Raw genomic sequence first — 23,753 nt, 5'->3', positions numbered from 1 at the left:
GAGCTGAGGGCCCGGCGGCCCGGGATCACTTGCCGCCGGTGGTGGCGATGCCCTTGACCAGGAACCGCTGCCCGGCCAGGAAGGCGATGAAGATCGGCACCAGCGAGACGACCGACATCGCGAACATCGCGCCCCAGTTGCTGCCGCTGGTGGCGTCCAGGAACGAGCGCAGCGCCACCGGGACGGTGTACTTGGCCGGGTCGGTCAGGTAGATCAGCGAGGTGAAGAAGTCGCTCCAGGTCCAGATGAAGGTGAACACCGCGGTGGTGGCCAGCGCCGGGCCCATCAGCGGCAGCATCACCCGGGTGAAGATCTTCCAGTGCCCGCAGCCGTCGATCCGGGCGGCCTCGTCGAGCTCGCGCGGGATGCCACGGATGAACTGCACCATCAGGAAGACGAAGAACGCGTCGGTGGCGAGGAACTTCGGCAGCACCAGCGGGATGAAGGTGTTCACCCAGCCCAGCAGGTTGAACAGGATGTACTGCGGCACGACGATCACGTGGATCGGCAGCATGATGCTCACCAGCATGATCGAGAACCACAGGGTCTTGAGCCGGAACCGCAGCCGGGCGAAGGCGTAGGCCGCCAGCGAGCACGAGGTCAGGTTGCCGAGCACCGCGCCGACCACGACCAGCGCCGAGTTGAGCAGGTAGTGCCCGAACGGCTCGGACAAGGCGTTCCAGCCGGTGCTGTAGTTGTCGGTGACCAGGTTGTTCACCCAGAGCCCCGGCGTCCGGAAGATCACGTCGGTGGGCCGGAACGAGCTGACCAGCATCCACAGCAGCGGATAGATCATCACCAGGCTGGCGGCGATCAGCACCAGGTGCTTGATCAGCGCGCGGGCGGTGGCGGCCGGGTGCGCGCGGCGCTCGGGGCGGCTCGGGGCCTGTCGGGACCCGGCCCGGGTGGCGTCCGCGCGCGACGGGGCGAGGCGGGCGGGAGCGGCGGCCTGGAGGTCAGTCATCGTAGAACACCCAGTATCGAGAGGCGAAGAAGTTGATCGCGGTGAGGACGCCGACGATGACCACCAGCAGCCAGGCCATCGCGGCGGCGTAGCCCATCTGGAACTGGCCGAACCCGCGCTGGTAGAGGTAGAGCGTGTAGAACAGCGTCGAGTCGCTCGGTCCCCCGCTGCCGTTCGAGACCACGAAGGCCTGGGTGAACGACTGGAAGGCGCCGATGATCTGCAGCACCAGGTTGAAGAAGATGATCGGGCTCAGCAGCGGCAGGGTGATCCGGGTGAACCGGGTCCACCGGCTGGCCCCGTCGACCGCGGCGGCCTCGTAGTACATCCCGGGGATCTGCCGCAGCCCGGCCAGGAAGATCACCATCGGTGACCCGAACGTCCAGACGTGCAGCAGGATGATCGTCCCGAGCGCGTACTGCGGGTCGGAGATCCAGCCGGTGGAGGCGTTCACCCCGAACAGCCGGAGGATCTGGTTGACCAGCCCCTCGGTGCCGAAGATCTGCCGCCACAGCACGGCGATCGCCACCGAGCCGCCGAGCATCGACGGCAGATAGAAGATCGACCGGTAGAGCGACAGCCCGCGCATCCCCCTGTCGAGCAGCACCGCGATGGCCAGCGCCAGCAGCAGCTGCAACGGCACCGAGACGAACACGTAGACGAAGGTGACCTTGAGCGACTGGTGCAGACGCGGGTCCTCGAGCATCCGCGCGTAGTTGTCGAGCCCGGCCCACCGCGGCGCCTGGATCAGGCTGTAGTCGGTGAAGGACAGGTAGAGCGAGGCCAGCATCGGCCCCACGGTGATCACCAGCAGCCCCACCAGCCAGGGCGCCAGGAAGAGGTAGCCGGCCTTGTTGTCGCGGCCGGCCTCCTTGGCCCGCATCCGGCGTTCCTCCGGGGTGCGGGCGCGGGTGATCTTGAGACTGGAGAGCTCGGAGATCGCACTCATCGGTCAGCCGGTCCGGGTCAGGAGGCGGACAGGTTGGAGGTGAGCTCGTCGACGAACTTCTTCGCGGCGTCGTTGACGTTGCTCCGGCCGAAGAGCAGGTCGCTCATCGCCCGGCTCATCACGTCCCCCAGGGTGCCGCCGCCGGGCGGTGGGGCGATCGGGGTGTCGGCCAGCTCGGGCTTGATCTCGTCGATGAAGGTGGCGACGCTCTGCTGGGCCTTGGACAGCTTGGGCTTGACGGTGCCCAGCACCTCGGTGTTGGCCGGGATGCCGCGCTCGGCCAGGCAGATGTTCGCGCAGTCCGTGCTGTTGACCCACCAGTTGATCAACGCGACCGCGGCCTCGGGCGACTTCGACCGGCTCGAGGCCGACCAGAGCATCGACGCCTTGTACCAGGCCTTCCGCTCGGCGGCCTTGCCGGCCAGGCTCGGATAGCGGAGCAGCTTCATCTCGGTTCCCGCGGCCTGGTTGACGGCTTCCACCTGGTTGGACCAGAAGTAGGCCATCGCGGCCTTGCCGGTGACCAGCGAGCCCTGGTCGAGCGACTGCGAGGCCTCCTCGGTGATCGCCGAGGCCGACGGCATGGCCTTCGCGTTCTGGAAGTCGAGCATCAGCTGGAACCAGCCGACGACGTCGGTGGCGGTGAAGCCGAGCCCCTTGTCGACGAAGAGCTCCTTGCCCTGCTGGCGCAGCCAGGCGCTCAGGGTGGCGTCGTTGAACGGCGAGGCGGTGCCGACGATGCCGTTGCCGAGCTTGCCGGTCAGCTCGCCGGCGATCTGCTTGTAGTCGTTCCAGGTCCAGGTCTTGTCGTCCGGGACGTCGATGCCGGCTTTGGCGAACAGCTTCGGGTTGACCAGGATCGTCGGGGTGTTGATGCCGGCGTTGATGCCGTAGAGGGTGCCGTCGATCTTGCCCGAGTCGACCGTGCCGGCCGCGAACTTCGAGGTGTCCGCGCCGTACTTGGACAGGTCGAGCAGCGCGCCGCGGTTGCCGTACTCGGAGATGTAGGCCATGTCCATCTGGATGACGTCGGGCGCGTTGTTGGCGGCGGTCTGGGTGGCCAGCTTGTCCCAGTAGCTCGCCCACTCCCCCGGCTGCGGCGAGATCTTGACCCCGGGGTTCGCCTTGCCGTAGGCGGCGATCGCCTCGGTGGTCTCCTTGTTGCGGACGTCGTTGCCCCACCAGGTGAAGGCCAGGTCGCCGCTGGTCGCGGAGCCGCTGCTCGAGCTCCCGCCGCAGCCGCTCAACCCGGCGAGACCGGCCGTCGCGGCCATCGCTCCGAGCCCACCGATCAGGAACTGTCTCCGGTTGACGCCCATGTCCTCCACCCTCGTCCTCGAGTCAGAAAGCGTTTTCTGGAGGCTAGTGGACAACGCTTTCCCCTGTCAACGAACTCGTCGGGCGCGCCGTCGTCGGCTTGTGCAGGGTCTACGGGGCCGGATCCGACGGTGGATCGAGCGAACCACTGACCGGCCCTGTGGACGACGCCCGCGCGGGCCGCGGTGACCTCCCCAGGGTGCGGGTGTGTACCCACGACAGCCGGTTCCCGCTGCCCTGCTCGCCCTGGCCGACCGCCAGGCCGGCGCCGCCACCCGCGCCCTGTGCCTCGGTCACGGACTGAGCCGCACCGCTCTCGCCCGGCTCACCGGACCGGGCGGCTGGCCGCGGCTGTGCCGGGCGGTCTACCTGCTGACCGGCCCGCCCACCTGGTTCAGCCAGGCCTGGGCCGCGGTCCTGGTCGGCGGCGACGGTGCCGTGCTCGCGGCCGAGGCGGCCGCGTTCACCCGCGGACTGGTCGACGACCCGCCGGACGAGATCGCCGTCTGGTTGCCCGCCGACGCCGACCTGCCGCTCCGCCGCCCGGAGCCTCCGTACGGGTGGAGCTGGCGGCGGCAGTCCCTCCCGCACCGTCGGGTGTCACTGCTCGACGACCTGCCTCGCACCACCGTCGAGGACACCGTGCTCGACCTGGTCGACCTCGGCGACCAGAGGGCCGCGCTCGACTGGGTCACCCGAGCGGTCCAACGCCGTCGCACCACGCCGGCCCGGTTGGCCCGCGCCGCCTCGGCCCGGCCGCGGCTGCGGCACCGGCGGCTGCTCGGCAGCCTGCCCGAGGACGTCGCCGCCGGTGCCGAGACCCCGCTCGAGCTGCGCTACCTGCGCACCGTCGAACGCGCGCACGGACTGCCCACCGGGCTCCGGCAGCGGCGGCGTGGGCTCGGCGTGGTCGACGTCGCCTACGACGACTTCGCCCTGCTGGTGGAGCTCGACGGTCGGCTCGGCCATCTCGGCGCCGGCCGGTTCCGGGACCTCGAGCGCGACAACGTGGCCGCGGTGCGCGGGCTGACCACGTTGCGCTACGGCTGGTCCGACGTCGCCAGCCGGCCGTGCCGGGTGGCCCGGCAGGTCGCGACGGTGCTCCGCGACCGCGGCTGGTCGGGCCTCCCGGCCCGTTGTCCGCGGTGTCCGGCGCCTCCGTCGTCGGGTTGGGACTGGTAGACCCTGCCGAACCCGACGGTCAGTGCGCCGGCGCCGGGTCAGCCGAGCCGCTGGGTCCGCAACCGGAGGGCGTTGCCGATCACCGACACCGACGAGAGCGCCATCGCCGCGGCCGCGATGATCGGCGACAGGGTGATCCCGAACAGCGGGTAGAGGACCCCGGCCGCGATCGGCAGCCCGGCGGCGTTGTAGACGAACGCGAACACCAGGTTCTGCCGGATGTTGCGCATCACCCGGGTCGAGAGCCGTCGGGCGGTCGCGATGCCGGCGAGATCACCGTGCAGCAGGGTGATCCCGGCCGACTCGATGGCCACGTCGGTGCCGGTCGACATGGCCAGCCCGACGTCGGCGGCGGCCAGCGCGGGGGCGTCGTTGACGCCGTCGCCGGCCATCGCCACCACCTGCCCGGCGGATTGCAGCTGCTGCACCACCTCGCCCTTGCGGTCGGGCAGCACGCCGGCCTCGACCTCGTCGATCCCGAGCCGGTCGGCCACGGCGCGCGCGGTCGTCGGGTTGTCCCCGGTCAGCATCACCACCCGGACGCCGTCGGCGCGCAGGTCGCGGAGCGCGTCCGGGGTGCCCGCCTTGACCGGGTCGGCGACGGCCAGCAGCCCGATCGCCCGGTCGTCGACCGCGACGAACACCGCGGTCGCCCCGGACGCGCGCTCCTGCTCGGCCCGCGCGGCCAGGTCGACGCCCGCCGTGCCGTCCGGCCGGGGGTCGAGGCCCGCGTCGGCCAGCAGCTCGCTGGTGCCGACCAGCACCCGGTGGCCGTCGACCGTCCCGGTCACCCCGCGGCCGGCGACGGCGTCGAAGTCGTCGACCGCGGACGGCTCGAGACCGCGGTCGCGAGCGGCGGCCAGCACCGCCCGGGCGAGCGGGTGTTCGGAGACCTGTTCGACCGCGGCCGCCAGACCGAGCACCCGGTCCTCGTCGGTCCCGGGCACGGTGACGACAGCGGTCACCGACGGCCGGCCCTCGGTGAGGGTGCCGGTCTTGTCGACCACCAGCACGTCGACCTTCTCCATCCGCTCGAGCGCCTCGGCGTCCTTGATCAGCACCCCCGAGCGCGCCCCGCGGCCGACCCCGACCATGATCGAGATCGGGGTGGCCAGCCCGAGGGCGCAGGGGCAGGCGATGATCAGCACCGCGACCGCAGCGATCAGTGCGTGCGCAGCCCGCGGCTCGGGACCGACCAGCAGCCACACGACGAACGCGATCACCGCGATGGCGATCACCACCGGGACGAACACCCCGGAGACCCGGTCGGCCAACCGCTGGATCGGTGCCCGCGAGCGCTGGGCCTCGGCGACCATGCCGACGATCCGGGCCAACATGGTGTCCTGTCCGACGGCACCGGCCTCGACGACCAGTGCTCCCGACCCGTTCAGCGTGCCGCCGATCACCGGGTCGCCGGTGGTCTTGCCGACCGGCATCGGCTCACCGGTGACCATCGACTCGTCGACGTCGGACCGGCCGCCGGCGACCGTGCCGTCGACCGGCACCTGCTCGCCCGGACGGACCCGGAGCCGGTCGCCGACCACCACCGCGTCGAGCGGCACCTCGCGCTCGGTGCCGTCGGCCTCGATCCGCCGGGCCGACCGCGGGGTGAGGTCGAGCAGCGCGCGGATCGAGCCGGCCGTCCGGTCCCGGGCCCGCAGCTCGAGCACCTGCCCGACGAGCACCAGCAGGGTGATCACCGCCGCCGGCTCGAAGTAGACGTCGACGCCACCCATCGCGTTGCGGAACCCGCTCGGGAAGATCCCGGGCGCGACCGTCGCCACCAGGCTGTAGAGCCACGCCACCCCGGTGCCGAGGGCGATCAGCGTGAACATGTTGAGGTTCCGCGTCCGCACCGAGTTGACCCCGCGGACGAAGAACGGCCAGCCCGCCCAGAGCACCACCGGCGTCGCGAGCACCAGCTGCAGCCAGACGTTGAGCCGGTCGCCGATCACCCGGTCGAAGCCAGGCACGAAGTGGCTGCCCATCTCGAGCGCGACGACCAGCACCGTCGGCGCGATCCCGATCAGCAGCCGGCGGCGGAAGTCGATCAGCTCGTGGTTGGGAGCGGCCTCGGCGGTGATCAGCACCGGCTCGAGCGCCATGCCGCAGATCGGGCAGCTCCCGGGCCCGACCTGGCGGATCTCCGGGTGCATCGGGCAGGTGTACTCGGCCTCGGTGGGCGCGTCCGGCCCTGCGTGGCCGCCGTGATCGTGCCCGTGGTCGTGTCCTCCGCCCTCGCCGGCGGCGAAGGAGTCCCGGCAGCCGGCGGAGCAGAACCGGTGCTCGACACCGTCGCGGACCAGCCGATAGGGGCTGTCCGGACCGACGGTCATTCCGCAGACCGGGTCGGTCGTCGCGGGATCGGTGTGCGCGTGCTCCTCGTGCCCGTGGCTGGGTGCGTCGCCGCCGAGGAACGACGCGGGGTCCGCGGCGAACCGGACCCGGCAGCCGGCCGAGCAGAACCGGTACTCGACACCGTCGTGCACGAACCGGTGCGGGGTGTCGCTCCCGACCGTCATGCCGCACACCGGGTCGAGGGTGGCGACGTCGGTGTGCTCGGGCTGGTGACTGCTCATGGCCCGCAATATACCCCTTGGGGGTATATGGCCGGCACCCGGATCAGACCTCCTCGGCCGCCCGTCGCAGCTGGCGCGGGGACACCCCGGTGACGGCGCGACAGGTCTTGTTGAACGCCTGGAGGTCGGTGAAACCGACGCTCGCGGCGACCGCGGCGATGGACATCGTGGTGCTGGCCAGCAGCCGCCGGGCGTGCTCGATCCGCCGCCGGCGCACGTAGCCGACCACCGTGCTGCCCAGCTCGGCGGTGAACACCCGGGTCAGGTGGTTGGCCGAGACGCCGACGGCGGCCGCGATCTCGGGGACCGTGATCGGATCGGGGAGCCTGGACTCGACGTAGCTCATCGCCGCGGTCAGATGCTGCTGGGCGGGCGGCGCCTGACCGAGCACGGGCCGCTCGTCGAGGCGCAGCAGCACGGCCCAGAGATCGCAGCGCGACCGCGTCGGTCGGCTCGGCGCGCTGGCCACCGCAGAGGCCATCAGGTCGTTGACCACTGGGAGGTCAGCCCCCGGCGACATCACCAGCCGCAGCCGGGACCCCGGCGCGTGAGCCCGGCGCACCGGGAGCGCGCGGGCCCGGAGGTGGGCGTACAGGTGCGTGGAGGGCCCCTGGTAGCGGTAGCGGATCACCGCACCCGGCGGCACCAGGCTGACCGTGCCGGGGGCGATCGCGTGGGCGGCGCCGTCGACCTCGAGCTCGGCGTGGTAGCTGTACAGGTGCAGCGACCACAGCTCGGGCAGCCGGAACTCGTCGACCGGCCGGACCACCCCGTGGGTGCTGCGCCCGATCCCCGCGACCTCCGGTGGCCCGGACAGGTCCAGCGGGGTAGCCGGGACGTCGTCGGCGACTCGGCTCGTCATGCACGAATTGAACCAGCAGCGGTGGGCTTTGCACCATCCGCGGGTCGACCCGCCCGGCTTAGGCTCGACCACCGGAGCGTGACGCAATCGGCAGTCGCGCCCGGATCCCGACTTGAGGAAAGGACGGCGTGGTGACGCCCCTGGTGGATCGCAAGCACCTGCTGAGTTCGGTGGAAATGGCCCACTTCGTGTCGCACGGCGCGATCGCTCTGGAAGCGGTGGTCCCGGCGAGCATGAACGAGCGCGCGATCGACGTGCTCGACGAAGGCATCCCCGGCTACCCCTACGGCACCGCGCTCGACGAGGCGTTCCCGACCGGGACCTTCGTCCGCGAGCTGCTCGACCTGCCCGCCGTGGCCGGTGCGGTGCAGAGCCTGGTCGGCCCCAACCCGGTGATCGACCACCACGCGGTGCACGTCCGCCCGCCGCGCGGCGGCGAGGCCCAGAACATGCACGGCGACGCGATCCTGGACACCCGGACCGACGCGTTCGACGTCCAGCTCATGTACTACCCGCGCGAGGTCACCCTCGAGCAGGGCGGCACGCTGAGCGTGCCGGGCACCCACCTGCGCAAGATCAACCAGACCGGGATCGGCCGCTACCAGAACCTGGCCGGCCAGACCCGGCTCACCTGCCCGGCCGGCACCGTGGTCTTCCTGCACCACGGCATCTGGCACGGCGGACGCCGCAACGACTCCGACCAGCCGCGCTACATGTTCAAGATCAGGTTCAACCCGACCGTGCGCCAGCTGCGGCTGTGGAACACCGACGACATCGACGACCCCGCGGTGGTCAAGGAGCTCCGGACCAACTTCGGCTGGACCTCGGCGAACGAGGGTCGGCTCGAGCTGGTCAACCGCGCCAAGCTGTGGCGGACGCTGACCGGCGACCAGGAGTTCGACATCGACTACTACCTGACCCGGGAGACGCTGCGGCCGCAGTTCCTGGCCCCGGGGGCCACCGACCCGCGGCTCGGCTCGAACAAGCCGAGCGCCGGCTGGAACTTCTGATCACCGCGACCGCACAGCGAAGGGAAGCCTGATGACCATCTCCGTCGAAGAATCGTTCTCGGCCCGGCCGATCGACGCCCACCTGCGCCAGCAGGTGCTCGTCCTCTACCTGGGCACCTCGGCCCTCGACTCGAACGTGATCGGCTGGTCGCGTTACGACGGCACCGGCCGGTCGCGCCCGACCATGGGCGACAGCGACGTCCCGCCGTACGCGACCGGGCTGGAGGCCCTGATCGACGGCTGGCGGCTGATCCAGATGTCGCAGCTCACCGCGCACCAGCCCGGGCACGAGTACGACGTCTCCTACCTGCCCTACGAGTTCCTGTTCGAGCGGCTGGTCGAGACCAGCAGCTGAACCGGACGCACGACCCGGCGGCACGACCGCCGACCCGAGATCACGCGTCGCCCGGGTGCCCCCACCGGCACCCGGGCGACGCGTCCGTTCCGGCCCGGTGGACGCCGGGTCCCGCCCTCAGACGCCGAAGGCGCGGCGGGTCGATCTGATCACCGCGGCACTGCTGGCCGCCCCGGCGATCCCGCCGAGTGCGGCACCGGCCCCGAACGGCAGCATCCGGGCCAGCGAGGTGATGCCCTGGCGCACCCCGAAGCGGCCGAGGAAGCGACGCCGCAGCTCACGGTTGATCCGCGAGACGAGGTCCTTGGAGGCTCTGCCGCCGATCAGCGAGACCCAGTCCTGGTCGCTGTTGCCGAGGATCTTCTCGACCACCTGCTGGCCGGTCTCCCCGAGAAGCACGGCCATCAGCAGCACCCGGCGACGGTCGACGTCGTCGACGGAGACGCCGGTCGCCTCGGCGTAGGACAGCACGTAGAGCATGGTCGCCTGCAGCGTGCCGAGGGTCTGGCCGGCAGCGAGCGCGGCGCTGACCGCCGTCCCGACACCCGGCACCGCGGCGGTCGCGCCGACGAAGCCGCCCGAGGCGGTGACCGCCGCGCGGTACTGCCGGTCGAGGCGGCGCAGCAGCTCCTCACCCGTGCGATCACCGCCGAACCGACGGACGTGCCGACGGGCCAGGTCGGCGTTCATCGCGACGACCCGGTTGAGCAGGTGTTCGAGCCCGCCGTCGCGGTCGGGTGCCGCGGTCTCGCTCGATCGCGTGGACTCGGCCATCGTCACTCCTGAGCTCGGACCCGCGCGGCCCGGCGCCGCGTCGGGACGGCCAGTGTGGCAGCGCGGTCCAACGCCGTCACCGCGGATCAGCCGGAGGGACCGGCTCGCTGTCGGCCACGGCCACGGCCTCGATCTCGACCAGCTGGTCGGGCCAGCCGAGCGCCGCGACGCCGAGCAGCGTGCTGGGGACGTCGTGGTCGCCGAAGCGATCCGCCACCACCTCCCACACGGCGCCCAGGTCGGCCCGGTCGCTGCTCGCGACGTAGACCGTCGTCCGCACCACGTCGGTCAGCCCGGCGCCGGCGGCAGCGAGCGTCGCGGTCAGGTTGTCGAGCACCCGCTCGGCCTGCCCCACCGGATCGCCCACCGCGACGGTGCGGCCGTCGGCGTCGAGCGGGCAGGCACCGGCGGTGAGGACCAGACGCCGGGTCGGGTCGACGACCGCGGCGTAGGCGTAGGGGACGGGCGCGAGACCGGGGACCCGGAGCAGCTGGACCGGAGAGGACACCCGCGCAGCCTGGCACGGACCGGCCGGACGACGGCGCACGGTGACCCCTGGTCCGGGTCCGTCGCTCGCGATAATGTTGCCGTCACCAGGCGTTTCGCCGTCGAACCCGAGCCGGAAACGAGATCTCAGCGCGGACATGCCCGACCCCCGCCCCCGCACCTCGCCCGCCGCGTTCTTCCTCGAACCCGACGGGGTGGAAGCACCGATCCGGATCCGGCCGCTCCCGATGATCGCCCCGTCGATCCTCGACATGGTGCACGCGGTCACGGGTCTGGAGTCGACCTACATCGCCGAGGTCGACGGTGGCCGCACCGCTCAGACCGTGCGGTTCTCGAGCAACCTCGCGGCGCTCGACATCGCCAACGGGACGATGACGGCCTGGTGGGACTCGCTGTGCCGGCGGGCGCTCGACACCGGCACCTGGGCGACCGACGACGTCGAACGGGATCTGCCGGGCACCGCGGTGGCCGGCGAGCTGGGAATCAACGCCTTCGTCAGCGTCCCGATCGTCGACGACGACCGTCGGCTGGTGGCCACGCTGTGCGGCGCCAGTCACGACCACCACCGGGTGGCCAGTAGTGCGCGACCGGTCCTGCTGGTGCTGGCCCAGCTGATCGCCGAGCACTGGAACCGCGACCGCACCCACCGCGCGGCGATGGACCATCTCGGCGACCTCGAGCAGCTGGCCCGCGACCACGACGTCGGCCTGGCCGAGGCCGAGCACCAGCTGAAGTCGCCGCTGGCGATCATCACCGGGTGGGCGGAGACGCTGCTCGAGGACACCGACGTCCGTGAGCGGCCGAAGCTGCAACGCGGGCTGACCAGCATCCAGGAGGCGTCGAAGCGGGCGGTCGGCCAGCTGGACTCGCTGCTCGAGGAGGCACGCGACCGCAGCCTGTCGGCGTCGTTGCGTCCCGAGCCGCTCGACCTCAGCCGGCTGTCCGAGTGGATCGCGGACGACCTGCAGGGCCTCTGCGGTCCCGATCACCGGATCGCGCGGGAGATCATCCCGGACCTCTGGGTCCACGCCGACCCGGAGGCGGCTCGCCAGGCGCTCTGGCACCTCGCCGAGAACGCGGTGAAGTACTCCCCGGACGGCGGCGTGATCACCATCGCCCTGAGCCGGCGGCCGGAGACCCGGGAGATCGTCTTCGTGATCTCCGACCACGGCGTCGGGTTGCCCGGCGGCTCCGACCAGGAGGACCTGTTCACCGCCTTCGTCCGCGGCTCGAACACCAGCGGCATCGAGGGCACCGGGCTCGGCCTGCACATCGTCCGCCGCCTCGTCCAGGCCATGGACGGGCAGGTCACCGCAACCGTCGGCCGCGAACAGGGTGCCGAGTTCGTGATCACCCTGCCGGAGCACGGGGTCGGCTGAGGCCGCCGGGGACCCGGGTGGGCTCAGCCGAACAGGACCGGACGCACCAGCTCGACGGCGGGGCGCCAGTCCTGCGGCATCGCGTCGATGGGCGGTGGTCCCGGCCGGAAGCCGGCGTCCGTGGTGACCACCACGACGAGCCGGCGTGACCGGTCGACCAGCAGGTGCTGGCCCGCCCAGCCGGCGGCCATGACCAGCCCCGGGGGCAGCCAGGTCAGGAAGCCGTAGGGGACGTCCTCGGGCGGACCGCCGTCGTTCTGCCGGCTCGTCATGGCCTCCAGGAACCCCTGCTCGACCAGTTCGTGACCGTGGTGCCGACCCGCACCGAGCCAGAGCCGCCCGATCGCCGCGACGCCGTCGGCCGACAGCTGCAGCCCGTCGGCGCCCTGGGCGATGCCGTCCGGGTCGTGCGCCCAACGGGCGCCCTCGATCCCGAGCGGCGCGAAGAGGTGCCGCTCGGCGTAGTCGGCGACCGAGACCCCGACGTGCTCCGCCGCCGCCGCGCTGAGCAGGTGGGCGGCGCCGTTGTCGTAACCGAACTGCTCACCCGGCGGGCTGACCTGCGGCGCCCGGGCCAGGTGCGCGACCTGACCGGACGGGAGCCCGTTGACCGCGTCGATCTCCCACGTGCCGTCGGTCACGGCGCCGCGGGTCATGGTCAACAGCTGGCGCCAGGTCTGTCCGGCCGACGGCGTGCCGCGGAGTTCGGCGAGCACGTCCGAGACCGGCGCCTCCAGCGACGGCAGTCCCTCCCGACCGGCGATCACCCCGAGCACAGTGGCCAGCACGCTCTTGGTCACCGAGAAGACGTGCTCGGCCCCGGGATCGCGGTAGCGGTCGTCCACGAGCACGGCGTCGTCGGCCACGATCAGCAGCCGGCTGGTCCGGTGGTAACGCAGGTCGTTCGTCACCGCGTCCTGTACGGCCACCGCCGCACGCCGCGCCCGGTCGCGCAGGTCGTCGGGCACGCGGATCAGAACTTGCTGGCCACGGCCCAGGCCAGCAGCACCACGAGGGCCAGCGGCCCGGCGACGAGCGCCACCACCAGCGGGTCGATGCTGCGCCCGAAGTGGAACGGGTTCTTGCGCAGCGGCCCCTTCCCCTGACGTGCGCGGTGCAGGTTGGCGCGCCGGATGTAGTCCGCCTCGGCCTGCCGGCGCGGATCCTGGTGGTCCTCGAGCTGAGCCGGTCCGATCACCGAGAGCAGGCTGATCACCAGCGGCGCGCTGAACCGGTACCAGAGTCCGAAGCTGTCCTCGGGCGCGATCGGGGTGGAGGTCGTCATATGCTTAGTGTACGAAGTATTAGGGGACGCGTAAAGTTCGGCAGGTGAAGACCACGGGTTCCTCCGACGACCTCGCCGCGGAGCCGGCGGCGGACCCGCTGTCGCTCGAGCGGCAGGTCTGCTTCGCGCTCGCGGTCGCCTCGCGCAACGTGATCAGCGTCTACCGCCCCGTCCTCGAGGAGCTCGACCTCACCCATCCGCAGTACCTGGTGATGCTCGCGCTCTGGGAGGACGCACCGCTGTCACTGAGCGAGATCGGACGGTTGCTCCAGCTCGAGCTGGCGACGCTCTCGCCGCTGGTCAAGCGGCTCGAGGCGATCGGTTACGTCACCCGGTCGCGGGACCCGAAGGACGAGCGGAGCATCCGGATCGGACTGACCCCGACCGGCGCCCGGCTCCGTGAGCGCGCCCTGGCCGTGCCGGTGACGGTGATGGAACGTCTCCGTCTCGACGAGAGCGATGTGCTGGCCCTGCACGCTGCTCTGACGCCGTTGATCGAGCGGAGCCGCGAGGCCCTCACCGAAGCCCGGCAGGGCCGCGGGTGACCGGTCCGGATGATCTGGATGATCATGCGCGTTCGCCTGACGATCATCAGGACAAGGTGGGCCGGACAAGGCTGCTGATGATCAGCGGTCCGATCGCCGCCGGGAAGAGCACCCTCGCGGTGGCGGTGGGCGAGCTGCTGCGCAGCCAGCGGCGGACCGTCGCCCGCACCGATCTCGACACGGTGGCGGAGATGGCGCTGCCGACGCTCCCCGACTGGGAGTGGGCGCACCGCATCCACGCCGACGTCGTCGGGGCCTGGCTCCGCACGGGGATCGAGCTCGTCGTCGACGAGGGCACCTCCACCCCGGAAGAGGTGCGTCAGGTGCTCGCCGCCGCCCCGCCGGACTGCGGGGTCTTCCACGTCGTGCTGACGGCCGACTACGCCGCGTCGCTCGCCCGGGCCCAGGGCGATCCGGGCCGCGGCCTCAGCCGGGATCCCGACTTCCTGCGTCGTCACCACGACGCCTACGCCGCCGTGGTCGACCAACTGCCCTGCGATCTCCGGATCCACGTCGAGGGCCGGTCACCCGAGGCGCTAGCCGCACAGGTGGTCGCCACCTTCGGTCGGCACCGGCCGGGAGCGCGAGGTGAGGTCACCGTCCTCGACTGACCGCGTCCGCCGCGCGCGCGCCGGACCCGTCGCCTCCGATCGGCTCATCCGCGCCGGCCGGTCGGGCCCCCAGCCAGTCGAGCGCGACCCGCGCGACCTCGTCGGGCTCCATCCCCGAGGTGTCGAGCCGGAGGTGCGGGTGCCGGGCCAGGAAGCGGTCGGCCACGGTCGGCACCGTCCCGGACGGGTCGCTGTTGAGCACGAAGGCCTCGTTCTCCCGCACGTTGGCCTCCGACCAGGCCAGATCGCGTTTGGTCGGCTTGGAGGCCAGCCGGCTCTCGCCGCGGTTGCGGACCAGCCGGGTGTCGAGGTCGGCGGCGAGCTCGAGCACGGCGAGCCGGCCGCCGCCGCGCTCGACCGGTGCGACCAGCTCCTCGACGTACCGCGCGTCGTCCTCGCTCTGCAGGTCCCAGACGAAGCTGAAGACGAGGTCGACGTCGTGGGCCACCGCCTCCTCGATCACCCGCCGCCGGAACTCGGCGTTGAGCACGGCGAACGGCGGGGTGCCGTAGCCGAACACCTCGACCAGCGGCTCGATGGTGTGATGGTTGTGGAACAGCCGGAAGTCGCTGCGCGCGGCGATCGCCCGGCCGACCGTCATCTTCCCGACCGCGGGCGGACCGATCACCAGCAACAACTGCATGGCGCCACCCTCCCTCGCCGGTGAACCCTCGGCAACCGAGTTGTCCCCCCGCTTGAGAACGACCTGCGCACCTGGTAGAAAGGTTGAAGTATCAACTACTTGGGAGGCTGTATGTCGACGAAGGTCGCCATCATCTACTACTCGCAGACGGGCACCGTCGCCACGATGGCGAACCGCCTCGCGCAGACCGCCGAGTCGCTGGGTGCCGAGGTCCGCGTCCGTTCGGTCGGGCGCGACGGGGACGAGGCCGCCGCCGACGAGCCGCAGCGCCCGACCCCGGACGACATCGTCTGGGCCGACGTGGTCCTGTTCGGCACTCCGACCCGCTACGGGAACGTGGCCGGCCGGCTCAAGGTCTTCATCGACAGCCTGGGTGCGCAGTGGGCGCAGGGCCAGCTCGCCGACAAGGTGTACGCCGGCTTCACCTCCAGCCAGACCGCGCACGGCGGCCAGGAGACCACGCTGCTCGCGCTCTACAACACGATCCACCACTTCGGCGGTCTGATCGTGTCCCCGGGCTACACCGACGGCTCGAAGTTCGTCGACGGCAACCCCTACGGCGTCAGCCACGTCACCGGCCCGGCCAATGACGCGCCGGTCGACGACACGGTGAACACCGCGCTGGACCACCTGGTCACCCGGGCGATCGGGATCAGCACCAAGCTCAACGCCTGATCCGGCTCCGGGACGCCCCGGAGACCCGCAGCACCGCTCCGAGGCGGCACGTCGATCCCGACGTGCCGCCTCGTCGGCGTTCCGGCCCGCTGGAGCTGCCGCGAGCGCACGGCTGGCGGAGTCAGGACACCGCGAGCGGCACCTGCGTCAGCTCCTCGGTGAGCTCCCAGACCCGCCGGGCGTCCTCCGGGCTCCGCAGCGGTGGGTACAGCTTCTGCTCCGCGGGCCGGCCGGCCACCCCACCGGGGCCGTTCGGGCCGACGAACGCGCCGCCGCGGACACCCGGGGCGGTCGCGGCGACCAGCGCCGGGAGCGCGGCGCTCTCCACCGTGCCCGTCAGACCGATCCGGGACAGCGCGCTGATCAGCCGTCGGGCCGACACCGCCTGGGAGCGGCCGATCTCGGGTCGCGCGGCCAGCAGGTTGGTCGGGGCGACGCCGGGGTGCGCGAGGGTCGCGGTGATGCCCCAGTTCCCGGCCCGGCTGCGCCGGTCGAGCTCGAGACCGAGCAGGCCGAAGGCGATCTTGGACTGCGCATAGGCGGCCATGCCGTCGTAGGAGCGCTCCCAGTTGGGGTCGTCCCAGTGCACCGCGCCCCGTCGGGCCGCGACGCTGAGCTGGAACGTGACCCGGGCGCGACCCTCCCGCAGGAGCGGCAGCAGGTGCCCGACCAGCGCCGCGTGCCCGAGGTGGTTGGTGCCGAACTGCAGCTCGAAGCCGTCCGCGGTGGACTGCCGCTCGGGCGGCGTCATCACGCCGGCGTTGCCGATGAACAAGTGGATCGGCCGACCGTCCTGACGCAGCGTCTCCCCGAGGGCGGCCACCGAGGCGAGCGAGGACAGGTCGAGCGCACGCAGCGTGACGTCGGCGTCGGGCGTCTGCCGGCGGATGGCCGCGAGCGCGGCCTCGCCCTTGGCCGGGTTGCGGACCGGGAGGACCAGCTCGGCCCCGGCGGCCGCCAGCCGGGCGGCGATCACCAGGCCCATGCCGTCGCTGCCGCCGGTGAGGACGGCGCGCCGGCCGGTGAGGTCGGGGACGGTGATGTCGGTGGATCGGCGTGCCACGGTGGTGGGCTCCTTCGTCGTCGGGTCGGTGATCAACGAGCCTGCGGCACACCCTGGCGACTGTCCACGGCCTGGCGATCCGTGGCTGGCGGGTCCGCCCCGCGGGGTGGTCGAGCGTGCGTACGTGCCGAGGGGCGGATCGACGGACCGTGGCTCCGGTGGCGACGGCAGGGTAGAAACGCTGCCGAGGAGGTGCGCATGGCGATCGACCGCACCGGTCTGGCCGAGTTCCTGCGGCGCCGCCGCGAGGCGCTGCAGCCGGAGGACGTCGGGCTGCCGCGCGGACAGCGGCGGCGGACCGAGGGACTCCGGCGCGAGGAGGTCGCGGTGCTCTGCTCGATGTCGACCGACTACTACGCCCGGCTCGAACGCGCGCGCGGGCCGCAGCCGTCCGAGCAGATGATCGCGGCGATCGCCCAGGGACTGCACCTCGGGCTGGAGGAACGTGATCATCTCTTCCGGCTCGCCGGGCACCAGCCGCCGGTCCGCGGAGCCTCGGACGACCGGCACGTCAGCCCCGGACTGCTCCGGGTGCTCGACCGGCTCGACGACACCCCGGCCGAGATCGTCACCGAGCTCGGGGAGACGCTGCGCCAGACCCGGATGGGCGTCGCGCTGACCGGTGACCTGACCGGCTTCCGCGGACCGGCCCGGAGCCTGGGCTACCGCTGGTTCACCGACCCGGCCACCCGGGCCCGCTATCTCGCCGATGATCATCATCAGCTGTCCCGGATCTATGCGGCCGGGCTGCGCGACCTGGTCACCCTCCGCGGCCCGCGCTCCCGCGCCGCTCGGCTCGCCGACCAGCTGCTCACCGAGAGCGCGCTGTTCCGCGAGTACTGGGAGCTTCACGAGGTGGGGCTGCGCCCCGGCAGCGGCAAGCGGTTCGTCCACCCGGAGGTCGGCCAGCTCGATCTGCAGTGCCAGACCCTGCTCGATCCCGACCAGTCGCACCTGCTGCTGGTCTACACCGCCGTTCCCGGCAGCGAGAGCCACGAGAAGCTCGAGCTGCTGTCGGTGCTGGGTTCGTCGGTGGGCTGAGGACGCAGCCGTCGGTCAGCCGGCGCGCAAGGTGACGAGGTTGCCGTCGGGGTCGGCCAGCTCCGTGGGGTCCTCCCCAGACCTCGTCGCTCCCAGCCCCAGCAGCCGTGCGATCTCACGCTCGGGCTCCGAGCCGACCAGGACGAAGCGTTGACGCCTCCGCTCCCCGCCCGACGACCGGCCCTCCCAGCCCTCACCATCCCAGGAGATCTTGGTGCCCCCCTCGGGCGACTGGATCGCCGTCTGCTCGCCCTCGTCCCAGACCAGCAGCCAGTCCAACGCCTCGTGCCAGAAGCGCCCGACCCGCGGGGTGCCCTCACAGGTCACCTCACCGAGAGGACCCGTGCCGGCCAGGAACCGGTTGCCCGGTTCGATGAAGCACAGTTCGTTGCCACCCGGATCGGCCAGCACCACGAACCTGTCCTCCGGGCCCTGCCCCACGTCGAGACGACGCCCGCCGAGGCCGAGTGCGGTCTCGACGAGCTGCTGCTGGTGTTCGAGGCTCCGGCTGGTCACGTGCAGGTGGAGCCAGGGTCGGTTCGCAGGTGCAGCAAGGGCCGGGGCGAACCGCAGACCGACCTGGCCCCGGTCGCCGGGCAGCAACAGCCCGTCCGCGTCGGCGTGGACCTCCCGTGCGAGCAGACCGGCCCAGAAGGCAGCGGCGGACGGAGCGTCGACGGTCGCGAACCTGATCGACTCGAGGCGCAGGGTGCTGGTCATCCCGCCATCCTGCCCCCGGCAGCTTCCGCCGGCCGATGAGTTTTCTCCACCGCCACGGTCTGATGATCAACGCACCCGCACGGAGGAGACGAGCAGATGTCCTACCAGGCCTATCTCGACGCGATCGAACGCAAGACCGGACGCACCCCGCGACAGCTGCTGGACGAGGCGGCCGAGCGCGGGTACGGACCGAGCACCAAGGCCGCGGAGGTCGTCGCCTGGCTGGGTGGGACCTACGACCTGGGCCGGGGTCACGCGATGGCGCTGTACGGGGTGCTCAAGAACGGACCGGTCGCCCCGGCGAAGCATGTCGGGAGCACGGGGAGCCACCGCGACGCCGAGGCGACCCTGCGGCTCGACGGTCTCGACGCTCGCTGACCGCGCGAGTCCCGGACCTGTTCGGGTTCGAGATCAGCGCGCGTGGGACTGCCAGGCGAGCACGGCCAGCGCCGCCGCGACGACCCCGTCCACGGCCAGCGGCACCATGCCCACCCAGTAGGCCGGTGCCGGGTCGAGCCGGTAGAAGATCAGATAGCAGACCAGCCCGACCACGGTCGCGAGGGCGAGGAGGACGACCCACAGCGTCGCCGCCGAGCCGCTCAGCGCCCCGGCCGTCCTCAGGGTGACGGCGGTGGCGAGCTGCGCGGTTCCCCAGACGATGATCAACGGCAGCTCCGTCGTGACCGGGCGGTGCGCGATCGTCGTGGTCAGCACCAGCAGCAGCACCCCGACCAGCACCCCGCCGATGATCACTCCGACCAGGCCCGGCAGGGACGCCCGTGGGATCAGCGCGGCGATGCCCACGGCCAGCAGCACCAGTCCGGCCAGACCACCGAGCACGGCGCCGCCGAGGAACGGCCCACCGCCGCCACCCGGCGCCGTGGGACGAAAGGTGAGCGTCCACCAGACGAGGTAGCAGGCGCTGCAGACCAGGAGCGCGAGCTCGCCGACCATGATCACCAACGCGCTGCCCTCCCCGGCCCGCTTCACCACCGCTTCACCCTAGTCAGCGGTGCTCGGAGCGAACGGTCCCGTAGCTGCTGATCAGCTCCAGGACGGCGTCGAGAGCAGTCTCCAGCGGCACCGTGGTCCTGCGGGTCTGCGTGAGCAACAGGCCGCCCTGCAGAGCGGCGAGCAGAGCGAGAGCGAGCCGGTCGGTGTCGGCCTCGCTGCGGAGCAGACCGCGCTCGCGCATCGACGCCAGCCCTGACCGGATCGGCGACTCCCACTGTTCGAAGCTCTCGACCAGATCAGCCCGCGCCTCCGGGTCGTCGTCGGCGATCTCGGCGGCGATCGAGCCGATCGGGCACCCGCCGGCACAGTGCCGCGACCGCTGCAGGGTGACCAACCGGTCCCGCCACCGCGCCAGCGCGTCGAAGCTGTCGAGGGCGTCGAGCTCGGGTTGCTGGGCCGCCAGCACCTCGGCGGTCTGGTGGGCGATCACCGCGCGCATCAGGGTCTGCTTGTCACCGAAGTAGTGGTAGAGCTGCGAAGCGCTGACACCGGCCTCGCGCTGGACGTCCTCGACACCCGTCCGGGTGACGCCGTGCGCGAACACCAGACCGGAGGCCGCCTCGATGATCCGGGCGCGCGTCGCCTCTCCTTTGGCCGTGAGCCGACGCGGGGCCGCGCTCGCGGCACGGGGTCCGGTCCTGGGCACGCCACCACCGTAGCCGTTTTGGAGTTGTCTCTCCAGAAAGATGCTCTGATAGTGGAGCAATCACTCCATTCAGGAAGGACCTCTCATGAGCAACGACCTCGCCGATCACGTCGCCCTGGTCACCGGTGCCACCAGCGGCATCGGCCGCGCCACGGCGACCGCCCTGGCCGCGCGCGGCGCCCACGTCCTGGTGTCCGGGCGCGACTCCGCTCGGGGGGACGCCGCCGTCGCCGCCCTTCGCGCCGCCGGCGGACGAGCCGACTTCGTCGCCGCCGACCTCCGGGACGCGTCCAGTGCCCGGGACCTCGCCTCCCGGGCCACCGACCTCGGTGGCGGTCGTGTCGACGTGCTGGTCAACAGCGCCGGCATCTTCCCGTTCGGGCCGACGGCTGCCACCCGCCCGGCCGACCTCGACCAGGTGTTCGCGGTCAACGTCACCGCGCCGTACTTCCTGGTCGCCGCCCTCGCCCCGGCGATGGCCGACCGCGGGCACGGCGCGATCGTCAACGTCACCACGATGGTCGCCGAGTTCGGGGCGGCCGGCATGGGTCTCTACGGCGCGAGCAAGGCAGCACTGGTCCTGCTCACCAAGTCCTGGGCCGCCGAGTACGGGCCCTCGGGCGTCCGGGTCAATGCGGTCAGCCCGGGGCCGACCCGCACGGAGGGGACCGCCGGCATGGGCAAAGCGCTCGACCAGCTCGCCGCGGGCGGACCGGCCGGGCGCCCTGGTCAGCCTGAGGAGATCGCCGCCGCGATCGCCTTTCTCGCGGGTGACGGCGCCAGCTTCGTCCACGGCGCCGTGCTCCCGGTGGACGGCGGCCGGATCGCCGTCTGATCAGGGGTGCCCACGAGGTCAGCCGGGCCACGGCCGCGGTGATCAGCCCGGTGGTCGCGGTGTCCAGGGTGGGCAGGAGACGGGCGACGGTGCCGTCCTCCCGCCCCGCCCTGGTCGAGCAAGATCATCCTGAGGCGTCGAGCTGCGTACGCCGCCAGACCCCAGCTGGTGCGGGTCCTCTCCGCGACGTCGGGGTTCCGGGGCTCCGGCACAGCCGGATCGGGCAGAGTGCGTCCGTGGACACCGCCGGCTACTTCGTCACCGACATCGAGTGCACCGGCTTCCGGCCCGGCGACAACTCGATGCTCTCCTTCGCCACGGTGGCCGTGACGGCCGAGGGCGAGGAACTCGACCGGTTCGAGGCCGTGCTCGCCGAACTGCCCGGCGCCGACTGGAACCCCGGCACCAGACGGTGGTTCGAGAGCTCGGAACCCGAAGCCCTCGCTGCCGCGACCGCCGAACCCCGCGATCCCGCGGCGGTGATGGCCGGGTTCGTCGAGTTCGTCACCCGGATCACCGGGCCACGGGTCTTCGTCGCGTCACCGCTCGCCTTCGACGGCCTCTGGATCGACTACTACCTGCGTCGCTTCACCCCGCTCGGGCTGCTCCAAGGTCTCTACGAGGTCGACGGGCTCTTCGACCACGCCCTGTGCCTGCGCTCCTACACCGCCGCCGTCACGGGGCGTGACTTCGCCGACGCCGGACCCGCAGCTCTGCCTGCCGCCTGGTTGGGCGACGTGCCCCATACCCACCGAGCCATCGACGACGCGCTGGGCTACGCCCATCTCCTGGGCGAGACGTTCCGCCGGTCCGGCGTCGTGAAGGCGGAGTGACGGCGGGGTGACGGCGGGGTGAGGGCGGGGTGAGCTCAGCCGAGGTGGGCCGTCGGCTTCTCGGGTGACCCCACACCCGGTCAGCGCCTGCGCGCTGTCCAGGGACGGGTGGAGCGACTCGCCAGCGCTGCCCCGACGAGCGCCACGACGAAGAGCGCGACCACCGCGATCAGTCCGGCCACGACTCCTTCCTGCAGCACGAGAACCGCCCCGGCCAGGGCACCGACGAGCATCGCCAGAACCGCGGTCAGTCGTCGCAGCGCGGTCGCGATCTCGCCGCTGCGGAGATCAGCCGCGATGCCCGTCAGGGTGAGGGTGAGCACCGTGGTGGTCAGGTCGGGGACGGCGAGCGACCGGACGACCGCGTTCTGCACGCCGAGCGCCAGGGCGATCGTCGCGAGGATCGCGACCTGAGCAGCCGTTCCACCGCCGCCCACCGCGGCGACGCAGGTCGCGAGCGTGGCGCAGACGACCTGGAACACGAGGCCGTTGCGGAGAAGCCGCGCTCGGTGCGAGGTCCGGCCGATCATCATCCCGCCGACGGCCGCACCGACGAGAAAGGCAGCCAGCGCGGTGATGGAGCCCAGCAGGGAGAACCCCGGCGCCCCAGCCAGGGCGAATCCGATGAACACGATGTTGCCGGTCATGTTCGCGACGAACACCCGCCCCAGGCCGAGGATGCTGGTCGCGTCGACGACGCCCGTGCTGATTGTCAGCAGCAACAGGATCCCCGGGAGCGGGCCGTGCGTCGGGTGGGCGACGTAGGACCGGAACGAGAAGGTCTGCGCGGCCATCAGGGTTCCCTCCTGCGCTCGTGCCGGCATCGCCCGGGTGGGCGGCGTGGGAAGCGTCCGCGGCCATGGTCGCCGACCCGGGCGAGCGAGCGACATCGCCCTTGACATAGTGAGACGCGGGTGGCCGCGAACCGGCACCCAGGCTTGGCGAAGCGACGCGCGATCGAGGAGTGGTGGAGATGACGATGGACGTGGTGCGACTGGGCGACAGCGGGCTGAAGGTCTCGCCGATCACGCTGGGGTGCATGAGCTTCGGGGGTGGTCCCGGCCGTCATTCCTGGGCGCTCGGCGAGGACGAGAGCCGCGTGATCATCAAGCAGGCCCTCGACGCGGGCGTCACCACCTTCGACACCGCGAACGTCTACTCGACGGGCCGCTCGGAGGAGATCACCGGCAAGGTGCTCGGGGAGCTCACCGACCGCGAGAACATCGTGGTCGCGACCAAGGTGCACGGCGAGATGCGTCCCGGTCCCTACGGGCACGGCCAGTCGCGGAAGGCGATCCTCGCCGAGATCGACAACAGTCTGCGGCGGCTGAACATGGACTACGTCGACCTCTACCAGATCCACCGGTACGACCCGGAGGTGCCGATGGAGGAGACCATGGAGGCGCTGCACGACGTCGTCAAGGCCGGGAAGGCCCGTTACATCGGCGCCTCCTCGATGTGGACGTGGCAGTTCCAGGCCCTGCAGAACGTCGCCGAGGCCAACGGGTGGACCCCGTTCGTCTCGATGCAGAACCACTACAACCTGCTCTACCGCGAGGAGGAGCGCGAGATGATGCCGTACTGCGCCGCGACCGGCGTGGGCGTCATCCCGTGGAGCCCGCTGGCCGGTGGCCGGCTGGTCAGGGACTGGGGTGTGCGGGGCACCGCCCGGTCCGAGCAGAGCAACCGCGAGCCCTCCCCGAACGACGCCGGCGACAAGTCGATCGTCGAGACGGTGGCCCGGATCGCCGCCGACCGCGGGGTGCCGCGCGCGGGCGTCGCGCTCGCCTGGATGTTGAGCAAGCCCTTCGTGCACTCCCCGATCATCGGCGCGACCAAGCCCGAGCAGTTCGCGGAGGCCATCACCAGCGTGGACATCGTCCTGGACGACCACGAGATCGAGGAGCTCGAAGCGGCCTACACGCCGCACGCCATCCAGGGCCACCAGTAGGTCGGGGGCACCG

The 23,753-nt window shown here is 71.8% G+C and carries 27 protein-coding genes; 12 read left to right on the top strand and 15 right to left on the bottom strand.

Going from position 1 to position 23,753, the window contains the following annotated elements:
- Positions 1 to 25: 25 nt before the first annotated feature.
- The 3 genes from FHX74_RS08675 to FHX74_RS08665 are packed head-to-tail and all read right to left on the bottom strand — an operon-like array spanning position 26 to position 3,232.
- Positions 26 to 964 (bottom strand): carbohydrate ABC transporter permease, encoded by a 939-nt coding sequence (locus FHX74_RS08675; protein WP_182559647.1) that lies wholly within the window; start codon positions 962 to 964, stop codon positions 26 to 28.
- Entirely contained in the window at positions 957 to 1,913 is a 957-nt protein-coding gene (locus tag FHX74_RS08670) for a carbohydrate ABC transporter permease (protein WP_182559646.1), read from the bottom strand. The genes FHX74_RS08675 and FHX74_RS08670 overlap by 8 nt, the downstream gene beginning before the upstream one ends.
- A gap of 17 nt (positions 1,914 to 1,930) precedes the next feature.
- Positions 1,931 to 3,232, bottom strand: coding sequence for an ABC transporter substrate-binding protein (locus FHX74_RS08665; protein ID WP_182559645.1), 1,302 nt, complete (start codon positions 3,230 to 3,232; stop codon positions 1,931 to 1,933).
- A gap of 205 nt (positions 3,233 to 3,437) precedes the next feature.
- Between FHX74_RS08665 and FHX74_RS08660 the strand changes: the two genes are divergently transcribed.
- Entirely contained in the window at positions 3,438 to 4,412 is a 975-nt protein-coding gene (locus tag FHX74_RS08660) for a PDDEXK family nuclease (protein WP_182559644.1), read from the top strand.
- Positions 4,413 to 4,450: 38 nt separating this feature from the next.
- On the opposite strand, the gene FHX74_RS08655 is transcribed toward FHX74_RS08660, so the two are convergent.
- Both FHX74_RS08655 and FHX74_RS08650 read right to left on the bottom strand, forming a co-directional pair.
- Complete coding sequence (locus FHX74_RS08655; RefSeq protein ID WP_235970350.1) at positions 4,451 to 6,991, bottom strand: heavy metal translocating P-type ATPase; 2,541 nt, start codon at positions 6,989 to 6,991, stop codon at positions 4,451 to 4,453.
- 43 nt (positions 6,992 to 7,034) lie between these two features.
- Complete coding sequence (locus tag FHX74_RS08650; protein ID WP_182559643.1) at positions 7,035 to 7,853, bottom strand: helix-turn-helix transcriptional regulator; 819 nt, start codon at positions 7,851 to 7,853, stop codon at positions 7,035 to 7,037.
- A 128-nt stretch (positions 7,854 to 7,981) separates the two neighbouring features.
- On the opposite strand from FHX74_RS08650, the gene FHX74_RS08645 reads away from it, so the two are divergent.
- On the top strand, positions 7,982 to 8,863 hold the full coding sequence (locus FHX74_RS08645) for a phytanoyl-CoA dioxygenase family protein (RefSeq protein WP_328823711.1): 882 nt from the start codon (positions 7,982 to 7,984) through the stop codon (positions 8,861 to 8,863).
- 31 nt (positions 8,864 to 8,894) lie between these two features.
- A complete protein-coding gene (locus tag FHX74_RS08640; protein WP_220483607.1) occupies positions 8,895 to 9,218 on the top strand; it encodes a hypothetical protein in 324 nt (107 codons plus the stop codon).
- 117 nt (positions 9,219 to 9,335) lie between these two features.
- Here FHX74_RS08640 and FHX74_RS08635 read toward each other — a convergent pair whose 3' ends face one another.
- The gene (locus tag FHX74_RS08635) at positions 9,336 to 9,992 is read right to left on the bottom strand and encodes a hypothetical protein (protein WP_182559642.1); all 657 of its coding nucleotides are present in this window, start codon (positions 9,990 to 9,992) and stop codon (positions 9,336 to 9,338) included.
- 76 nt (positions 9,993 to 10,068) lie between these two features.
- Positions 10,069 to 10,500, bottom strand: a complete 432-nt coding sequence (locus tag FHX74_RS08630; protein WP_328823710.1) for a RidA family protein — start codon at positions 10,498 to 10,500, stop codon at positions 10,069 to 10,071.
- 136 nt (positions 10,501 to 10,636) lie between these two features.
- Here FHX74_RS08630 and FHX74_RS08625 point away from each other — a divergent pair, with 136 nt between their 5' ends.
- Positions 10,637 to 11,878 (top strand): sensor histidine kinase, encoded by a 1,242-nt coding sequence (locus tag FHX74_RS08625; protein WP_182559640.1) that lies wholly within the window; start codon positions 10,637 to 10,639, stop codon positions 11,876 to 11,878.
- A 23-nt stretch (positions 11,879 to 11,901) separates the two neighbouring features.
- On the opposite strand, the gene FHX74_RS08620 is transcribed toward FHX74_RS08625, so the two are convergent.
- Positions 11,902 to 12,846 carry a serine hydrolase domain-containing protein gene (locus tag FHX74_RS08620; RefSeq protein WP_182559639.1) on the bottom strand — a complete coding sequence of 315 codons (945 nt, stop codon included), beginning with the start codon at positions 12,844 to 12,846 and terminating at the stop codon, positions 11,902 to 11,904.
- 5 nt (positions 12,847 to 12,851) lie between these two features.
- Positions 12,852 to 13,163 carry a hypothetical protein gene (locus tag FHX74_RS08615; protein ID WP_182559638.1) on the bottom strand — a complete coding sequence of 104 codons (312 nt, stop codon included), beginning with the start codon at positions 13,161 to 13,163 and terminating at the stop codon, positions 12,852 to 12,854.
- A gap of 44 nt (positions 13,164 to 13,207) precedes the next feature.
- Here FHX74_RS08615 and FHX74_RS08610 point away from each other — a divergent pair, with 44 nt between their 5' ends.
- Together FHX74_RS08610 and FHX74_RS08605 are read left to right on the top strand one after the other, a co-directional pair.
- Positions 13,208 to 13,708: a MarR family winged helix-turn-helix transcriptional regulator gene (locus FHX74_RS08610; protein WP_182559637.1), complete on the top strand. Its 501-nt coding sequence runs from the start codon at positions 13,208 to 13,210 to the stop codon at positions 13,706 to 13,708.
- 77 nt (positions 13,709 to 13,785) lie between these two features.
- Positions 13,786 to 14,319, top strand: coding sequence for a hypothetical protein (locus FHX74_RS08605; protein WP_182559636.1), 534 nt, complete (start codon positions 13,786 to 13,788; stop codon positions 14,317 to 14,319).
- On the opposite strand, the gene FHX74_RS08600 is transcribed toward FHX74_RS08605, so the two are convergent.
- Complete coding sequence (locus tag FHX74_RS08600; protein WP_220483606.1) at positions 14,303 to 14,962, bottom strand: DEAD/DEAH box helicase family protein; 660 nt, start codon at positions 14,960 to 14,962, stop codon at positions 14,303 to 14,305. The two genes, FHX74_RS08605 and FHX74_RS08600, sit on opposite strands and share 17 nt — an antisense overlap.
- 111 nt (positions 14,963 to 15,073) lie before the next feature.
- Here FHX74_RS08600 and FHX74_RS08595 point away from each other — a divergent pair, with 111 nt between their 5' ends.
- Positions 15,074 to 15,637 carry a flavodoxin family protein gene (locus FHX74_RS08595; protein ID WP_182559635.1) on the top strand — a complete coding sequence of 188 codons (564 nt, stop codon included), beginning with the start codon at positions 15,074 to 15,076 and terminating at the stop codon, positions 15,635 to 15,637.
- Between the two features lie 121 nt (positions 15,638 to 15,758).
- Here FHX74_RS08595 and FHX74_RS08590 read toward each other — a convergent pair whose 3' ends face one another.
- The gene (locus FHX74_RS08590; RefSeq protein ID WP_182559634.1) at positions 15,759 to 16,700 is read right to left on the bottom strand and encodes an SDR family oxidoreductase; all 942 of its coding nucleotides are present in this window, start codon (positions 16,698 to 16,700) and stop codon (positions 15,759 to 15,761) included.
- 198 nt (positions 16,701 to 16,898) lie between these two features.
- Here FHX74_RS08590 and FHX74_RS08585 point away from each other — a divergent pair, with 198 nt between their 5' ends.
- Positions 16,899 to 17,741, top strand: a complete 843-nt coding sequence (locus FHX74_RS08585; protein WP_182559633.1) for a helix-turn-helix transcriptional regulator — start codon at positions 16,899 to 16,901, stop codon at positions 17,739 to 17,741.
- A 15-nt stretch (positions 17,742 to 17,756) separates the two neighbouring features.
- Here the strand turns inward: FHX74_RS08585 and FHX74_RS08580 are convergent, their stop codons facing one another.
- Positions 17,757 to 18,461, bottom strand: a complete 705-nt coding sequence (locus FHX74_RS08580) for a VOC family protein (RefSeq protein WP_182559632.1) — start codon at positions 18,459 to 18,461, stop codon at positions 17,757 to 17,759.
- Positions 18,462 to 18,557: 96 nt separating this feature from the next.
- On the opposite strand from FHX74_RS08580, the gene FHX74_RS08575 reads away from it, so the two are divergent.
- The gene (locus FHX74_RS08575; protein ID WP_182559631.1) at positions 18,558 to 18,839 is read left to right on the top strand and encodes a DUF4287 domain-containing protein; all 282 of its coding nucleotides are present in this window, start codon (positions 18,558 to 18,560) and stop codon (positions 18,837 to 18,839) included.
- 33 nt (positions 18,840 to 18,872) lie between these two features.
- Here the strand turns inward: FHX74_RS08575 and FHX74_RS08570 are convergent, their stop codons facing one another.
- Together FHX74_RS08570 and FHX74_RS08565 are read right to left on the bottom strand one after the other, a co-directional pair.
- The gene (locus FHX74_RS08570) at positions 18,873 to 19,454 is read right to left on the bottom strand and encodes a hypothetical protein (RefSeq protein ID WP_182559630.1); all 582 of its coding nucleotides are present in this window, start codon (positions 19,452 to 19,454) and stop codon (positions 18,873 to 18,875) included.
- Between the two features lie 13 nt (positions 19,455 to 19,467).
- On the bottom strand, positions 19,468 to 20,121 hold the full coding sequence (locus tag FHX74_RS08565; RefSeq protein ID WP_182559629.1) for a TetR/AcrR family transcriptional regulator: 654 nt from the start codon (positions 20,119 to 20,121) through the stop codon (positions 19,468 to 19,470).
- A gap of 85 nt (positions 20,122 to 20,206) precedes the next feature.
- Here FHX74_RS08565 and FHX74_RS08560 point away from each other — a divergent pair, with 85 nt between their 5' ends.
- Positions 20,207 to 20,956: an SDR family NAD(P)-dependent oxidoreductase gene (locus FHX74_RS08560; protein ID WP_182559628.1), complete on the top strand. Its 750-nt coding sequence runs from the start codon at positions 20,207 to 20,209 to the stop codon at positions 20,954 to 20,956.
- A 236-nt stretch (positions 20,957 to 21,192) separates the two neighbouring features.
- Positions 21,193 to 21,789, top strand: a complete 597-nt coding sequence (locus tag FHX74_RS08555; RefSeq protein ID WP_220483604.1) for a 3'-5' exonuclease family protein — start codon at positions 21,193 to 21,195, stop codon at positions 21,787 to 21,789.
- Positions 21,790 to 21,869: 80 nt separating this feature from the next.
- Here the strand turns inward: FHX74_RS08555 and FHX74_RS08550 are convergent, their stop codons facing one another.
- On the bottom strand, positions 21,870 to 22,583 hold the full coding sequence (locus FHX74_RS08550) for a YoaK family protein (protein ID WP_182559627.1): 714 nt from the start codon (positions 22,581 to 22,583) through the stop codon (positions 21,870 to 21,872).
- 179 nt (positions 22,584 to 22,762) lie between these two features.
- On the opposite strand from FHX74_RS08550, the gene FHX74_RS08545 reads away from it, so the two are divergent.
- Positions 22,763 to 23,740: an aldo/keto reductase gene (locus FHX74_RS08545; RefSeq protein ID WP_328823709.1), complete on the top strand. Its 978-nt coding sequence runs from the start codon at positions 22,763 to 22,765 to the stop codon at positions 23,738 to 23,740.
- The last annotated feature ends 13 nt before the right edge of the window (positions 23,741 to 23,753 follow it).

Origin of the sequence: Microlunatus kandeliicorticis (assembly GCF_014137855.1) — a bacterium.
Classification (GTDB): domain Bacteria; phylum Actinomycetota; class Actinomycetes; order Propionibacteriales; family Propionibacteriaceae; genus Microlunatus; species Microlunatus kandeliicorticis.
The sequence above is the reverse complement of the archived record's forward strand: the minus strand, read 5'-3'. Positions and strand labels throughout refer to the sequence as shown.